Source organism: uncultured Microbacterium sp. (assembly GCF_963521695.1).
Lineage (GTDB): Bacteria > Actinomycetota > Actinomycetes > Actinomycetales > Microbacteriaceae > Microbacterium.
This window is the reverse complement of sequence record NZ_CAUQWC010000007.1, coordinates 15,171-30,023: the sequence shown is the minus strand read 5'-3', so window position 1 is coordinate 30,023 and position 14,853 is coordinate 15,171. Positions and strand designations below refer to the sequence as shown.

Annotated in this window: 14 protein-coding genes and 1 pseudogene; 5 read left to right on the top strand and 10 right to left on the bottom strand. The window is 67.6% G+C overall.

The annotated features are described in order from the left end of the window. Positions 1–198 precede the first annotated feature (198 nt). Positions 199–2,262 carry a DUF2156 domain-containing protein gene (locus tag RWP81_RS01250; RefSeq protein WP_314451480.1) on the top strand — a complete coding sequence of 688 codons (2,064 nt, stop codon included), beginning with the start codon at positions 199–201 and terminating at the stop codon, positions 2,260–2,262. Between the two features lie 58 nt (positions 2,263–2,320). On the opposite strand, the gene RWP81_RS01245 is transcribed toward RWP81_RS01250, so the two are convergent. Further along, the gene (locus RWP81_RS01245) at positions 2,321–2,527 is read right to left on the bottom strand and encodes a cold-shock protein (protein ID WP_055952808.1); all 207 of its coding nucleotides are present in this window, start codon (positions 2,525–2,527) and stop codon (positions 2,321–2,323) included. Between the two features lie 318 nt (positions 2,528–2,845). Between RWP81_RS01245 and RWP81_RS01240 the strand changes: the two genes are divergently transcribed. Then, a complete protein-coding gene (locus RWP81_RS01240) occupies positions 2,846–3,454 on the top strand; it encodes a GntR family transcriptional regulator (protein WP_314451477.1) in 609 nt (202 codons plus the stop codon). 48 nt (positions 3,455–3,502) lie between these two features. Then, complete coding sequence (locus RWP81_RS01235) at positions 3,503–3,931, top strand: GNAT family N-acetyltransferase (protein WP_314451475.1); 429 nt, start codon at positions 3,503–3,505, stop codon at positions 3,929–3,931. A 9-nt stretch (positions 3,932–3,940) separates the two neighbouring features. Here the strand turns inward: RWP81_RS01235 and RWP81_RS01230 are convergent, their stop codons facing one another. The 3 genes and pseudogenes from RWP81_RS01230 to RWP81_RS01220 form a co-directional block, all read right to left on the bottom strand. Beyond that, positions 3,941–4,939, bottom strand: a complete 999-nt coding sequence (locus RWP81_RS01230) for an endonuclease/exonuclease/phosphatase family protein (RefSeq protein WP_314451473.1) — start codon at positions 4,937–4,939, stop codon at positions 3,941–3,943. 15 nt (positions 4,940–4,954) lie between these two features. Beyond that, positions 4,955–5,830: pseudogene (locus RWP81_RS01225) on the bottom strand (CHAD domain-containing protein). A gap of 110 nt (positions 5,831–5,940) precedes the next feature. Then, positions 5,941–6,207, bottom strand: a complete 267-nt coding sequence (locus tag RWP81_RS01220; protein ID WP_183418935.1) for a GlsB/YeaQ/YmgE family stress response membrane protein — start codon at positions 6,205–6,207, stop codon at positions 5,941–5,943. 295 nt (positions 6,208–6,502) lie between these two features. Here RWP81_RS01220 and RWP81_RS01215 point away from each other — a divergent pair, with 295 nt between their 5' ends. Then, complete coding sequence (locus RWP81_RS01215) at positions 6,503–6,892, top strand: Lsr2 family protein (protein ID WP_314451469.1); 390 nt, start codon at positions 6,503–6,505, stop codon at positions 6,890–6,892. Between the two features lie 71 nt (positions 6,893–6,963). Here RWP81_RS01215 and RWP81_RS01210 read toward each other — a convergent pair whose 3' ends face one another. The 6 genes from RWP81_RS01210 to RWP81_RS01185 form a co-directional block, all read right to left on the bottom strand. Beyond that, complete coding sequence (locus RWP81_RS01210) at positions 6,964–7,869, bottom strand: carbohydrate kinase (RefSeq protein WP_314451467.1); 906 nt, start codon at positions 7,867–7,869, stop codon at positions 6,964–6,966. After that, positions 7,866–8,942 (bottom strand): alcohol dehydrogenase catalytic domain-containing protein, encoded by a 1,077-nt coding sequence (locus tag RWP81_RS01205; protein WP_314451465.1) that lies wholly within the window; start codon positions 8,940–8,942, stop codon positions 7,866–7,868. Before RWP81_RS01205 ends, RWP81_RS01210 begins: the two co-directional genes overlap by 4 nt. A 29-nt stretch (positions 8,943–8,971) precedes the next feature. Continuing rightward, positions 8,972–10,456 carry a mannitol dehydrogenase family protein gene (locus RWP81_RS01200; protein ID WP_314451463.1) on the bottom strand — a complete coding sequence of 495 codons (1,485 nt, stop codon included), beginning with the start codon at positions 10,454–10,456 and terminating at the stop codon, positions 8,972–8,974. Positions 10,457–10,470: 14 nt separating this feature from the next. Further along, complete coding sequence (locus RWP81_RS01195; protein WP_314451461.1) at positions 10,471–11,283, bottom strand: carbohydrate ABC transporter permease; 813 nt, start codon at positions 11,281–11,283, stop codon at positions 10,471–10,473. Continuing rightward, positions 11,283–12,230: a sugar ABC transporter permease gene (locus tag RWP81_RS01190; RefSeq protein WP_314451459.1), complete on the bottom strand. Its 948-nt coding sequence runs from the start codon at positions 12,228–12,230 to the stop codon at positions 11,283–11,285. The genes RWP81_RS01195 and RWP81_RS01190 overlap by 1 nt, the downstream gene beginning before the upstream one ends. 75 nt (positions 12,231–12,305) lie before the next feature. After that, on the bottom strand, positions 12,306–13,649 hold the full coding sequence (locus RWP81_RS01185) for a sugar ABC transporter substrate-binding protein (RefSeq protein WP_314451457.1): 1,344 nt from the start codon (positions 13,647–13,649) through the stop codon (positions 12,306–12,308). A 228-nt stretch (positions 13,650–13,877) separates the two neighbouring features. On the opposite strand from RWP81_RS01185, the gene RWP81_RS01180 reads away from it, so the two are divergent. Beyond that, positions 13,878–14,780, top strand: a complete 903-nt coding sequence (locus RWP81_RS01180; RefSeq protein ID WP_314451455.1) for an AraC family transcriptional regulator — start codon at positions 13,878–13,880, stop codon at positions 14,778–14,780. Positions 14,781–14,853 lie beyond the last annotated feature (73 nt).

Below are 14,853 nucleotides of genomic sequence, written 5' to 3'. Positions count from 1 at the left end.
ACCTCGCCGAGGCCCGCGCCGCCACCGACGCCACGCAGGCGCTCACCGCCGCGCGCGCCGCCTGGTCCGCCCTGCGCTGACCCCACCCACCTGCTCGCCGCCCCGCCCACCTCGTCCACCCCGCGCTCACACCCGTCTGAGGCCAAGCCCCCTTCGCCGCCTCACGTCACGACGCACGCGTGCTCTATGGTGGGCGGCATGGCGCAGAAGACCCTCGTCGCTCGCTCGCTCGCGGTGGCGAGGCGCGTCCCGGTCACGCTGACGCTCGCCGGCATCCTGCTGCTGGTGGGACTGTTCTCCGGCGGCCTGTGGCGGCCCTTCGCCGACTCCGACCTGTTCTCCTCGGTCGCCTACGGGCTTCCCGCCCTCTCGGCCGGTCGGTGGTGGACGCCGATCACCGGCACCTTCTTCGTCGATTCCCCCTGGGTCTATGCGGCCGGCATCCCGGTCCTCGCGGCGATGGGGTTCCTCGAGGCGCGCCGGGGCTCCCGCGTCGCGGCGGTCACCTTCGCCGGAGGCCAGCTGTTCTCCGTCCTCGCGGCCTCCGCGTTCCTCTGGGGCGCTGCGCTCCTGCCGTGGTCGTGGGCACAGCAGCAGGCGACCGCCCTCGACGTCGGTCCGTCGGGCGGCCTGTTCGCGTGCCTTGCCGTCGCGCTCGCGCTGCTCCCCTCCCCGTGGCGTCTGCGCGCGTGGACGGTCTTCCTCGCCGTGCTGCTCGTGTCGTTCTTCTATTACGGCTCGCTGCCCGACCTCGAGCACGTCCTCGCGGTGCTGCTGGTCCTGGCCGTCGACCGATCGCTGCGCCCGCAGCGCGTGAGCGTGCGCGAACAGCGTCTGGTCGCCTTCGTCGTGCTGTGCGCGCTCGGCGCCATCGAGATCCTCGGCTACGTCGCGCCCATGACCGGCCCGTTCGGCACCTCCGCGGCGGTCTCGGGGTCGTGGATCGACGTCGCGGTGAACACGGCGATCGTCCTCCTCGTGGCCACCGCCCTGCGACGCGGCCGCCGGTGGGCGTGGCTCGTCGTCATGGTCTACTGCGCCCTGAACCTCGTTCTCGTGGTGCTCGTCGTCGGCATCCTGTCGCTCTCCGGAGTCGAGGGCATCGAGGCCGACGTGGATGCCGATGTCACCAGCGTCCTGGCCTCGTCGGCGTTGTGGATCGTGGCGTCGGTCTACTTCGTGCTGGTGCGAGCGGCGTTCCGTGCCCGTCCGCGCGCTGCCCTCGGTGATACCCCGACACCGACGCCCGACGAGGTCAAGAAGGAGTTGAGCGCCACCGGTGGCGGGACCCTGTCGTGGATGACGACGTGGGACGGCATGTCGTACGCCCGTTTCGATCGCGGCATCGTGGCGTATCAACGGCGCTCCGGCGTGGCGTTGGCTCTCGGCGACCCGCTCGGTCCCGCGGACGCGCGAGCCGACACGGTGCGCGCCTTCATCCATCGCGCCGAAGCGGCGGGGCTGGCCCCGTGCTTCTTCAGCGCCGGTGCAGCGACCCTCGCCGCCGTGCCGAGCGGATGGCGCAGCATCGTCGTGGCCGACGACACGGTGGTCGACCTCCCGGGCCTGCAGTTCACCGGCAAGGCGTGGGGGGCCGTGCGCACCTCACTGAATCGGGCTGAGCGCGAGGGCATGACGTTCCGCCTCTCCCGACTGAGCGACGAGAGCTGGGGTGTCCGCCAACAGCTGCGTGCGATCTCCGAGAGCTGGGTGGGCGACAAGGGCCTGCCCGAGATGGGCTTCACGCTCGGCACGTTGCACGAGGCATCCGACCCCGAGGTGCGGATCGCCCTCGCGGTGTCGCCCGCTGGAGACGTCGACGGGTTCCTGTCGTGGCTGCCCATCTACGGCGATGGTGCGATCCGCGGATGGACCCTCGACCTCATGCGGCGCCGCGACGGTGGCTTCGGCCCTGTGATGGAGTTTCTCATCGGCGCATCGGCCCGGCAGTTCTCCGCCGAGGGTGCTGACGTGATGTCGCTGTCGGGGGCGCCGCTGGCGCACGAGTACCCCGCGGATGCCGGTGTCATCGCCGACCTGCAGAAGCGCATGGCCGACGCACTCGAACCCGTGTACGGCTTCGCCTCGCTGCACCGCTTCAAGCAGAAGTTCCACCCGCGCTACGAGACCATGTACCTGCTCTACCGCGATGAGGCGGATCTCACGCGCATCGGTGCCGCTCTCACACGGGCGTTCCTCCCGCACGCGACGATCCGGCAGTTCGCGGCCGCCGGGGTGGATCTCGTCCGGTCCGACAACTGAAACGCCCCGGACGACGCAGTTGTCGGCCGGGGCGCATCCGCTTCGGAGTGCGAGGAGGTCAGAGCGGGCGGATGTCCTCCGCCTGCAGGCCCTTCGGGCCCTGGGCGACCTCGAACTCGACGCGCTGGTTCTCCTCGAGCGAGCGATAGCCGCCCGACTGGATGGCGCTGTAGTGGGCGAACACATCCTGCCCGCCGTCATCCGGGGCGATGAAGCCGAAGCCCTTCTCCGAGTTGAACCACTTGACCGTGCCCTGCGTGCTCATCCTGATGCCGTTTCCCGCTCGAGCCGACACCGAGCGCGCCGGACTGTGCCCCCACGGTAACGGGCGGATTCCCCGTGCGCACGGCACTGTGACACAAACGTTGCGAGAGACGAAACGGGGCCTCACCCACCCGGAGCCCATACGACGCCCGGGCTGAGCAGGGCTCAAAGCCCGGGCGTCGACGGATCCCCCCGGATATGCCACGCAAGCGTGACGTGATGACAATACCGGCGTCGAGGCGTGCGCGCGACACGAAATCGAAGAAACAGCAACTTATGTCGATGTTCTGTGATATCTGGAAGCCGTAAACTCCGCCTGATGGATGATCGCCGCCGCGCTTCGGCCCTCGTCGACGAGGCGTATCGTGCCCTCGGCGGGGCGATCGTCGACGGTCGTCTGCGGCCGGGAGACCGATTGCGCGACGTCGAGCTGGCGCAACTGATGGGCATCTCCCGCACACCGGTGCGCGAGGCCCTGCAGAAGCTGGAGCGTATCGGCCTCGTCGAGATCGCGGCCAACCGGTACACGCGGGTGTCCGAAGTCACCGACCGAGCCCGTGTCGACATGCGCGAATACGCCGCCCACACCATCGCAGGTGCCATCCGCGTGGCTTTGGCGCGGTGCACCGACGACGAGATCGATGTCGCCGTCGACCTCGTCGATCGCATGCGCGACGCCGAGACGTCGCGGTCGTACGTCACCGCCGTGCTGACGTTCTACGCCCACATGGCATCCGGATCACGCAACATCGTCTTCTCGCGGGCGTTGGAGCAGACCGACCTCGTCCTCCGACGCAATCTCGACGGCTGGGAGAGCATCTCCGACGAGACGCGCGAGACGCTCTTCCGTCACCTGCGTACGCAGGTGACCGCGCGCGATGCGAACGGCGCCACCTGGACGTTCCTCGCTTTGCACGGTTTCTCCTGACCGCACAAGTGCGGCGGTGGCGACGTCCGACGCCAGTAGCGTGACGGCATGCCGCACATCGAGCTACGCGATCTTCACGACGACGACCGGGATGCCGTGTTCTCGGCTGTTCACGCCAGCGGATCCGCGTGGCCGCGTGCCGCGTTCGACGATCGCCCCTCGTTCGACGCGTGGACGGATCGCACCGATGTCGTCGCTCTCGCCATCGTCCAGGATGCCTCGGTGGTCGGCATCGCCGCGGCGCTGGACGTCGACGGCGACCGGGAGATCCTTCTCGCCGTCGCACCCGACACCGAGGGCGACGCGTCCACCGAGGCACTGCGCCTGCTGACCGCGCGAGAAGCCGACCGGCCGCTGTACGCGTGCGTCGCCGCGAGCGACGATCCGTCCCACGACGTCCTCGCACGCATCGGCTTCGTCGAGCACCGACGCGACGGTGCCGATGTCGTCTACGTCCTGCCCCCGACCCTGGAATGACGCCGGCGCTCAGCGCCGCGTGAGCGTCGCGACGATCGGCCGGTGATCGCTGCCGGCCCCGTCGAAGTCGGTGCGCACGGAGAACGACTCCGCGCGCCAGCCCGCGCCGACCAGCACGTGGTCGATGGGGGCCGCGAATGCGACGGGAAGCCGGACGGGCCACGTTCCCTCGGCGCCCGCGCCGAGCTCGGCCGCGGCGTCGCGGCATCCACCGATCATCCCGCCTCGGGTTCCGAGGCCGGCGAAGTGGTCGACGGTGGCGTTGAGGTCGCCCGCGACGATCACGTCGGCGTCCAGGCACTGCTCGGCGATCCACCGCAGGCCCGCGTCCCATTCGTCCATCACCCGGGGCAGGGGCGGCATGGGGTGGGCGGCCACGAGTATGGGCCCCCGGCCGTCGACGGGCCGCCAGACACCGCTGGGCAGGCCGGGTGTCGACGCGATCGACGCATCTCGCGTGTAGGCCCCCAGCGCGGCCGAGATGAGGATCGACGTCGGGATCGTCTCTCCGCCCGGGGCCGCGGCGACGGTGTGGTGTCGCATCGACACTCCGTCTCGGGCCAGGATGCCGACGATCTCGGCCGCGGCGAAAGCATCGGTCTCGGGCAGACTGACGACATCGGCGCCGGTGTCGCGCACGAGACGCGCAACGCTTTCGGGTGAGGCCCCGCCCCCGTACGCGTTCCACGCTACGACGGTGAGGTCACCCTCGACCGCGGGCGCGCCCCACCCGCGGACGATCAGTACGCCGGCATTCCCCACGGAGGCGACGGCGAGCGCGAGCGCGAGGGCGGCGCTGACACCCCACGTCTTCCGCAGCACGGCCACCCCGCCGACGAGCAGTGCCAGCACACCGAGAGCACTCGCGAGTACCCCGCGTAGCGAGAGGACGTCCGCGACGAACGGCAGCCGGTGGATGCCGATGACCTGGGGCCACACCACGATCGACGCGACCGCCCCGCCGACGATCAGGACGACGAGGAACGAGACGCGGGGGCGACGGAGCATCGGCGTCCGCGGGGGTCAGCCCAGGCGCCTCGCCGCCTTCTTCACCGTCTTGAGGGCTTTCGGCACGTCCTTCAGGTGGGCCTCGGCTCGCTCGGCCGCGAGCGCGGCGACCGCGTCATAGGGACGAGTGTCCTCCTGCGCGGTGAAGGCACGGCGGTGGAGGTCGTTCGCCCGTTCGGCCAGCAGTAGGTCGTCGCGGTGCTGCCCCAACAGTTTGTGCACGCGCTTCGCGGAGCGTCCCACGCGTCGAGCATCGCCGCCGAGCAGCTCAGGATCGGCGCGGTCGACGGCTTCAGCGAGGTAGCGCAGCCGACGCGCGGCCTTGCGCACGTCGTGAAGGCGCTCGATCGAGCCGTCGCTGCGTCGTGCCGCTCATGCGACACGGTCGGCCTCCCCGCGGAGGAGACGACGGAAGACCTTCCTCGCCTTGGCGTCGGCGTCGTCGAGTTCGAGGCGCAGTCCTGCTTCGCGAACGAGCTGAGTGCGGGCGCGGGACTCTTCTGTCTCGTGCACCGCGACGACTCGCGCCTGGAGGTGTCGGTATGCCGCACGTTCGTCGCCCACGAGCCGACGACGCGCGTCGGCATCGTCCACTCCTGCTTCCATCAGGGCGTTTTCGGCGCGTTCCGCGCGCACCTCCGCGTCGCGCGCATGGCCGAGCAACTGACCCCACGTCTTCAGAGCCTCGTTCACCTCACGGGTCTCCCCTGCCGGCAGGATCCGTCGAAACGCCGTGACGACGCTTCGCAGCCTCCGTACGACGGTGCGGTGCTGGTGCAATCCGTCGGGCACATCGGCGAGGGCTGCGGCTTCGGTGGATTCGACATCGGCCGACGCCGTCTGAACGATGCGGCGGACGATCGTCTGCGCAGAGGGGGTGTCACGGGGCATGAGCCCACGGTATTCCGGAGGGATGCCGAGACGGGGCCGGGTTGACGAGCAGTCGGGAACGACGAAAGGCCCGGGGCGCGGTCCCACCGCCCCGGGCCTTTCTCAGGTCGTCAGCGCGCGGCGCGACGTCCGACGATGAGGCCGTAGATCAGCAGGACGATGATCGAGCCGCCGATGGCCAGGAGCCAGGTCTGGATGGAGAAGAAGTTCTCCAGGGGAGCGTTGAAGAGGACGCTGCCCAGGAAGCCACCGAGCAGAGCGCCGACGACGCCGAGGAGAAGCGTGATGAGCCATCCGCCGCCCTGCTTGCCGGGGAGGATCAGCTTGGCGATGGCGCCGGCGATGAGTCCGAGGAGAAGAAATCCGAAGAATCCCATTGGTGTTCCTTTCGCGAGTGTGAACCGATGCCCGCTCAAGGGCGGGGTTCTCGTTATGTCCAGGTTCCTCCCAGGAAGCAACTTTCGGGGGTGGGTTGCGCGGCGCCCCGAATTCTGTCTGTCGCGCGAGCACGCGAGGGTTCAGGCGCAGAAAGTCGCGAGTTTCCTGCATCCCGGGCTCGTCGCCGTGCCCCCGCCGGCTCGGCGGCGCGCCCTAGGTCGATTCATATACATGATCTCGACTCGATCAACGACCCCTGGAAATCGAGAGATCGGCCGCTATGATTAGTCATGTGTGGGGGCACAATGGGAGGGGAGTGCTGTGGCACTCGAGCAGATTTTTCGTCGACTCGACGACTTGGACGGATCCGAGTTGGACTTGGATTCCACCCCGGTGTCATTTGCTCTCGAGGGAGTTCAATACTCCATCGATTTGACGCGAGGCAACACCGAGAAGCTCCGTGAGGCTCTGGCACCGTTCATCGCTGCCGCCAGGACCGAGGGCTTCGAGAACGCTCGTCATCTGACGAGGTCGCAACGCACGATGAAGCGGCGTGCGATCAGGGAATGGGCACGGGCCAACAACCTCGAGGTGTCCGATCGCGGTCGCATCAGTGACGCCGTGCTCGATGCGTACGCATCGCAGGGAACGAGCTCGCGGCAGCAGCACTACGGCGCCGCCTGACCGCTCCGTGCGCGGTGCACCGCTGTCCTTGTGTCCTCCCACCGCGGAGAGGCACAAGGACAGCGGTGTACTCACGGTCCGGTGAAGACCTCCCGCGCCCAGGGCAGATCCGCCCCACGGCGGGAAACGGTGATCGCGGCGCACGACTGTGCAAAGGAGCCGACTCTCGACAGCGACTGCGCATCGAGCGGATCCGCGCGGTCCAGGCGAGCGGTGTCGACGATCTCGCTGAGGGCGTGAATCATCCCCGCCATGAATGTGTCGCCGGCGCCGATGGTGTCGACGACTTCGGACACGTGCGTCGAGAGCGAGATCCGGTGCTTCCCCGTGACGAGCACTGCCCCGTCCGCTCCGCGGGTGATGGCGACGATCGCCACGCCGAGCTCCAGAAGCCTCTCCGCGACCTCGTCCAGCGTCCACCTCGGGTACAACCACTCGGCATCCTCATCGCTGAGCTTGACGACGTCCGAAGCTGCGAAGAACTGCTCGGTCAGCGGCAGTTGCTGCGCGTGCGAGCGCATGAGAGCGGGTCTCACGTTCGGATCGAATGTGGTGATCGCGTGCCTCCGAGCGGCACGCAGTGCACGCAGCGCCGCGGCGTCACCCGGCGGAAGGGCGGCACCGAGCGAGCCGGTGTGAACGAACCGTGTGGCCGGTGAGACCTCCACCGAGGGAAGATCCCACGCGAGGTCGAATTCATAGTGCGCGGACCCGTCCTGCTGAATGGTCGCCACCGCGGACGCCGTGCGGGCGGGTGGTCTCTCGTTGCGAAGACGCACTCCCGACGCTCCTATGTGCCGAAGGACGGCGGCACCGTTCGCGTCGTCCGCGATGCCGGCGTAGAGCTCGACAGCATGCCCCAGACGTCCGAGGCCCACGGCGACGTTCAGCGGAGAACCGCCGGGGGTCGTCGAGGATGCTTTCCCGGGCTGCTCGACGATGTCGACGAGCGCCTCACCGATGACGACGACGCTCACGGGACGATGAGCACCTTGCCGGAGCTGTCGTTCGTGGCTGCGGCGAACGCGTCGGCGACCTTCTCCAGCTCGAAGACCTGGGAGATGATCTCGTCCGCGGGGAGCCCACCCGCGGCGGCGATGTCGATGGCGGTGCGCACGTCCGCCTCGGTGTAGGCGGCGCATCCCTGCACACGGATCTCCCAGTCCTGGATGAGCGGCATCGGAAGCGATGCGTCGCGCGCCGGCACCCCCACGACGACGAGGCTTCCTGCGCGGCGGAGCAGCGCTACCGACTGAGCGAAGGAGCGTTCGTTCGCGACGCAGTCGAGCACCACGTCGGCGGTCGGGTTGCCGAGTGCGCGGATCACCTGCGCATCGGCGTCGGGAGCAGAGGCGAGCACGGCCCCGTGCGCTCCGATGCGCCGCGCGCGCTCGAGCTTGCCCTCGTCCATATCGGTGACGACCACGGAAGTGGCTCCGGCGTGCAGTGCCGCGACGACGCAGAGGACTCCGATGGTGCCGGCGCCCAGCACGACCACATGGGCGCCGTCGAGGTCTCCGGCGATGCGCGCGGCATGAACCGGGGTGGCGAGGCACTCCACGAGGACAGCGGTGTGATCGTCCACCCCGTCGGGCACCGGGAAGAGGTTTCTTCCGGGCGCGACGAACTCGGTCGCCATCGCCCCCGACCACTGGCGCGAAGGGTCACAACCGATCCACGTCAACTTCTCGCAGGCGTTGGATCGGCCCGCGAGGCAATTGACGCACGTTCCGCAGCTCACATTGGGTTTGAGGATCACTCGCTGACCGACGGTGAGTCCCTCGACCTCGGCGCCCACGCCCGCCACGAGGCCGACGGCTTCGTGCCCGGGTACGTAGGCGCTGGTGAGGAACGGGTGGGTACCCGACAACGCGTGCGTGTCCGAACCGCAGATCCCGACGATGCTCGAACGGACGAGCACTTCATCGGGCCGAGGAACGAGGACGTCCGCATCCTCGAGATACAGGCCTTCGAATGGAACGGCGACGGCCCGGCGGAAGGTGGACGTGGCGCCGTCTCCGGCCGCGGTGGGAGCGAGTGTCTCAGACATGGTGTGCATTCCTGATTCGGTTCGGACGGTCAGTTGGTGAGGACGCGCAGAGTTTCACGCGCCCCGTGCTCGTGCAGGCTGCGGAGGACCTCGAGATAGGCATCGAGGAAACGAGGGTCGTCCGCGAGCCCGCCGAACAACCGCTGGTTGGCGATGAAGGCCGAAGGGTCCGCGCGCTGTCGACGCGCGAGCGGAACGAGCTCGTCGCGCAGGGGATCCACCACGTCGATGGGTGCGCCGTGCTCGTCGGTGCCCTCGGCGTATCGGGCCCATGAGGCGATGATCGCGGCCGCGTAGCTGATCGACCCGCCCGTTCGCAGCTGTTCGCGGACGACCGGCACCAGCCACTTGGGGATACGGTCGGACGATTCGGCACACAATCGTGCGATGGTGTCCGCCACGGCGGCGTTGGAGAAGCGCTCGATGAGAGTGCGCTTGTACGCATCCAGGTCCACCCCGGGCACCGGGGCGAGGGTCGGGGTGGCCTCCTCGTCCATGTACCGCGCGAGCAATGCGGCGATGAGCGGATCGTTCGTGGCGTCGTGGACGAGTCGGTAGTCCATGAGGTAGCCGAAATAGCACAGGGCTTGATGTCCGGCATTGAGCAGCCGCAGCTTCATCAGCTCGTACGGGCGCACGTCCGGCACCATCTGAACGCCCTGCCCCTCCCACGGCGGCCGACCGAGACCGAAGTCGTCCTCGATCACCCACTGGAAGAAGGGCTCGCACACCACGGGCCAGGCGTCGGTCACGCCGATGCTCCCCGAGATCGCCTCCACGTCTTCGCGGGTCGTAACCGGGGTGATGCGATCGACCATGGAGTTCGGGAAGCTCACGTGAGCCCTCAGCCACTCCGCGAACTCCGGGTCCTTCGCGCTCGCATAAGCATGGAAGGCCGCCGCGGCGACGTCGCCGTTGTCCTCGATGTTGTCGCAGGAAAGAACGGTGAACGGGGCGATCCCTCGGTCGCGTCGCCGACGAAGGGCCTCGACGACGAGACCGAAGTAGGTCTCCAAGGTGGTCTCAGCGACATCTCGCGCGACGGCCTGCTGCGACGTGTCGAAGCGACCCGTGACACGGTCGACGTTGTACCCACCCTCTGTCACGGTGAGCGACACGATCTTCGTCGTCGGCGCCGCCATGCGTTCGACGACCGCATTCGGATCGTCGGGGGCGAGCAGGTAGTCGACGACGCTTCCGATGACCTGCACGTCCTCCGTGCCGTCCGGGTGACGGACGACGAGGGTGTACAGATGGTCCTGTTCCTCGAGAATGTCCTTCATCCTCCGGTCGCCCGGGAGGAGACCGACGCCGCAGATGGCCCAGTCCTGTCCGACTCCCTGCGAGAGCATGCGGTCGATGGTCATCGCCATGTGTGCGCGGTGAAAGCCGCCGACCCCGATGTGTACGATGCCCGCGGTCAGCTGCGAACGGTCGTACGTGGGGGTTCCGACCTGAGCCGAAAGGTGCACGAGCGTCCGAGCGTTCAGACGAGCACCGGCGCCATCGGTCATCGCCGAGGACCCGCTCACTTGACGGCGCCCATGGCGAGACCACGCACGAGCTGCTTCTGCGCCAGCCAGCCGGCCGCGACGACCGGAAGGACGGCGACAGTGGATGCGGCGGACAGCACGGCCAGGAACTGCCCGCGACCGTCGACGAAGCTCGCGAGGAAGGGCGGCACGGTACGAGCAGTGTCCGTCGTCAGGATGCTCGCGAGGAAGTACTCGTTCCACGAGAAGATGAAGCAGATCAGGGCGACGGCGGCGATGCCCGGCATCACGATGGGCAGCACAACGCGGAACAGCTCGACGCTGAGCTTCGCGCCGTCGATCTGGGCGGCTTCGATGATCTCGACCGGTACTTCGGTGAAGAACGATCGCATCATCCAGATGGCGATGGGCAGGTTGATCGCGACGTAGAGCCAGCTCAGTGCGGTGATGTTATCCAGCAGTCCCAGTGCGAGAAGGATGAAGTACAGCGGAATGATGGACGCCGCCACGGGCAGGAACCGGGTCGAGATGAAGAAGAAGAGGACGTCGGTCACCTTCTTGATCGGGCGGATGCTGAGCCCGTAGGCGCAGGGGATGGCGAGCAGGAGCACGATGAGCGTCGACGAGATGCTCGAGATGAACGAGTTCGTCAGGTACGCCCCCATTCCGCGGTCGAACACGGCGGCGTAGTTGTCGAGCGTGAACTCGGAGAGGAGGGTGGGCGGAATGGCTGCGGCCCCCGCTTCCGTCTTGAAGCTGGTGATGACCATCCAGCCGATGGGGAAGAAGAACAGCAGGACGAGAACCCACGTCAGCGTGGTCAGGAGTCCAGAACGTACGGCGCGCATCAGTCGCGAACCTTTCCTTCGACGAAGACCTTGAACAGGCTCCGCAGGGCGATGCTGGCGACGGCCAGCGTGATGATGACGGTGATGACGCCGAACGCCGCGGCCTGACCGATGTCGAGACCGATGAACGCGCGTTCGTAGAGCAGATACGGCAGCGTCTTGGTGCCGCCGGTTCCCTTCGTCATGATGGCGATGGGGTCGAAGAGCTGCAGCAGCATGATTCCGCCGAGAAGCACCGCGATCTCGATGTATTGACGCAGGTGCGGCAGCGTCATGTATCGGAAGATGCGGAGGGGTCCGGCACCGTCGACGGACGCCGCCTCGAGCACTCCCTTGTCCTGACTCTGCAGGCCCGCCAGCAGGATCAGCATCATGAACGGCGTGAACTGCCAGGTCATGAGGATGATGATCGTCACCGGCGGGAGGTCGGTGTTCCAGGCGACGGACGGCAACCCGATGGCGTTGAGGGCGACGTTGACCATGCCGACGTTCACGTCGAGCATCAGGTACTTCCAAATGAGGGATGCCGCGGCGGGCATCACCAGGAAGGGGGTGATCAAGAGGGTGCGCGCGAGTCCCTGTCCGAGGAAGTGACGGTCCATCAGGAGGGCGAAGCCCAGCCCGAGCGCGAGGGCGAGGATCACGGACGATCCGGTGATGAACACCGTCGCCCAGAGGGACTCCAGGAAGTCCGCGTTGGAGAAGACGGTGAGGTAGTTGTTCAACCCCGCGAAACCCGTCTGATCCGGACGCAGCTGGTTCCAGTTCATGAACGAGACGACGATGGTGACGAGGAAGGGGATCTGCGTCAGAACGATGGAGATCAGCAGTCCGGGGAGGACGAGTCCTCGGGCCGTGCGCGCCTTCCGCCGACTGGTGGGGGCGATCTTCGGTGGCAGTTGAGGCGAATCGATACCCGCCTCCGTGACGATGGAAGAAGTGGTCACAGCAGTTTCCTTGCGTTGAAGGGACGGGGCGGCAGCCGGAGACCGACGGCCGCCCCGGTGGTGGATGCAGAGGTGTTACTTCTGCTTGTCGCCGGCGTCTTGGGCGATCTGCTGGCCCTGCTTCAGGGCGTCCTCGACACTGGTGCGACCGGCGATGGCATCGGCGACGAGCTGGGCGACCTGGTTTCCCACGTCCTGGAACTCGGGGATGGTGACGTACTGGATGCCGACCCAGGGCTGCGGGTCCACGCCGGGCTGGACGGGGTTGACGGAGTTCATCACGTCGATGGTGATGGGGGCGAAGGCGGCCGCGGCTTCCTTGTACTCGGGGATCTCGTACGTGGAGTTGCGCGCGCCCGGGGGCACGCGGGTCCATCCGAGGGTCTCGCCCACGAGCTGCTGGTACTCCTTGCTCGTCGCCCACTTCACGAAGGTCAGCGCGGCGTCGTAGTTCTGCGTGGTCTCCGGGATGGCGAGGTTCCACGACCACAGCCAGCCGGACTCGGCGGTGTCGACGACGGGGGCGTGGACGTAGCCCATCTTCCCTGCGACACCCGAGGAGTTCGGGTCTTCGAGGATGGATGCGGCGACGGAGGCGTCGTACCACATGGCCGCCTTCTCGGTGCTGACGAGGTTCAGACACTCCGTGAAGCTGTTCGAGACGGGGTCCGCCTCTCCGGCGCTCTTGAGAAGGTCGACGTAGAAGTTCACGGCTTCGGTGAACTCGGGCGAATCGACCTGGGCGTTCCAGTCCTCGTCGTACCAGTTGCCGCCGAACGTCTGCACCACGGTGGTGAGGGGGGCGAAGAGGTCGCCCCAGCCGGGCTTGCCGCGCAAGCAGATGCCGGCCGTGTCGCCGGTCTTGAGCTGGTTGGCGAAGTCCGCGACCTGCTGCCACGTCGGGTTCTCCGGCATGGTGAGCCCGGCGGCGTCGAACATCTCCTTGTTGTACATGAGGATGGACGACTCGCCGTAGAAGGGAACGGCGTACCGCTTGCCGTCGACCGAGGTGATGTCGGTGATCGGGGCGAGGATGTCGTCGACGTCATACGCGCTGTCGGCCTCGAGGTCGGAGGTGAGATCCTTCAGCCAGCCGAGCCTGCCCCACTGCGGCACCTCGTAGGCACCTACCGTGACGATGTCGTACTGGCCGGCCTTGGAGGCGACGTCGGCGGTGACGGCCGCGCGCAGATCGCCCTCCTCCATCTGGACGAAGTTGACCGTGATGCCGGGATTGTCCTCCTCGAAGTTGCTCTTGAGCTCCTCCATGTCCTTCATCTGAGGGTTGCTGACGGTGGCGAGAGTGAGGGTGACGTCGCCGCTGCTGGCGCCGCCGCCGGCACCCGCGCAGGACGTGAGTGCGAGGGCACCCGTGACGACCATTCCCCCGAACGCCCAGAGGCGTGCATTGCGATGCATTCGAACTCCTTTGTATGAGTGCTGCGCCGCCTTCGCGGCTCCCCGGGGCTTTCACCGCTGTTCCGGGTACATTCAGGGTGCCGAGTCGCACCGGTCGGCGTCTCCGCTTTCCGTCTACGGTTCTGGTACTTTCTTTCCACTCAGGCAGAGTTGCCGGGGCGGAGAGGCGTCATGAGGGCAGACGAACACCAAAGGCGGAACGTTCAGCACGTCATCGAGACCCCCGCCGTGCGAGAGCTCGTCCCACTCTCCGCCGGCGAGTCCTTCCGATGGACCGAGCACGATTACCCGTCGCCGGTCGCGAGGTGGAACTACCACCCGGAGGTCGAGATCCATCTCATCCGCAGTGGTACCGGCAGCTACCTGATCGGTCGGGAGATCGGCGCGTTCGGGCCGGGCCATGTCGCCGTGGTGGGGGCGGATGTCCCGCACGATTGGATGAGCGATCTCGCGCCCGGCGAGGTGATCCGCAACCGCGACTGCGTGATGCAGTTTCTGCCGTCGTGGATCGCGAGGGTCACGGAGGCGATCCCCGAGATGCATCCGGTGATGCCGTGGGTCGACGAGACGCGTCGCGGCATCGTGTACACCGGGAGGACGGCCGTCGACGCGGCGCGGATGATCGAAGAGGTGGGCAATGTCGAAGGCTCGGCTCGTATCGCCCGCTTCTTCCTGCTGCTCGACCTCCTGATGTCGGCTCCCGTGCACGATCGTCACTACGTCGCGCACGATCTCTACAGCACCGCCACCGACGCCAACGGGCGGACCGCGGTGGATGCCGGCCTTGCCTACGTGGTGCAGAACCTCGCGGGCGCCATCCGCATGTCCGAGGCGGCGCGCCTGGCGCACATGTCCGAGCCGAGCTTCTCCAAGTACTTCAAGAAGGCCAGCGGACTGACCTTCTCCGAGCTCGTGCGACGACTGCGAGTCGCGAATGCGTGCCGACTCCTCGACCAGACGGACGCATCCATCGCTTCGATCAGTGCCTCGGTCGGCTATCAGAACCTCGCAAACTTCAACCGTCAGTTCCGAGCCGAGACGGGAATGACCCCCTCCGGGTACCGCACCTCGGACGTATCGTCCCGCCCGAAGATCGGACTGGCCAGCCAGGCGACCGCAACGGAGGCGTGACGTACGGAGTCTCCCGTCGCCGGGGGCGCAACGTGGCCGACCAGCGCCGCGCTGCCCAGGTGCGCGGCATCGC

Bases quoted from the DNA above. Each gene is read 5' to 3' on its own strand.
- RWP81_RS01250 (WP_314451480.1), top strand. From the start codon at position 199: ATGGCGCAGAAGACCCTCGTCGCTCGCTCGCTCGCGGTGGCGAGGCGC.
- RWP81_RS01245 (WP_055952808.1), bottom strand. From the start codon at position 2,527: ATGAGCACGCAGGGCACGGTCAAGTGGTTCAACTCGGAGAAGGGCTTC.
- RWP81_RS01240 (WP_314451477.1), top strand. From the start codon at position 2,846: ATGGATGATCGCCGCCGCGCTTCGGCCCTCGTCGACGAGGCGTATCGT.
- RWP81_RS01235 (WP_314451475.1), top strand. From the start codon at position 3,503: ATGCCGCACATCGAGCTACGCGATCTTCACGACGACGACCGGGATGCC.
- RWP81_RS01230 (WP_314451473.1), bottom strand. From the start codon at position 4,939: ATGCTCCGTCGCCCCCGCGTCTCGTTCCTCGTCGTCCTGATCGTCGGC.
- RWP81_RS01220 (WP_183418935.1), bottom strand. From the start codon at position 6,207: ATGGGATTCTTCGGATTTCTTCTCCTCGGACTCATCGCCGGCGCCATC.
- RWP81_RS01205 (WP_314451465.1), bottom strand. From the start codon at position 8,942: ATGTCTGAGACACTCGCTCCCACCGCGGCCGGAGACGGCGCCACGTCC.
- RWP81_RS01200 (WP_314451463.1), bottom strand. From the start codon at position 10,456: ATGACCGATGGCGCCGGTGCTCGTCTGAACGCTCGGACGCTCGTGCAC.
- RWP81_RS01195 (WP_314451461.1), bottom strand. From the start codon at position 11,283: ATGCGCGCCGTACGTTCTGGACTCCTGACCACGCTGACGTGGGTTCTC.
- RWP81_RS01185 (WP_314451457.1), bottom strand. From the start codon at position 13,649: ATGCATCGCAATGCACGCCTCTGGGCGTTCGGGGGAATGGTCGTCACG.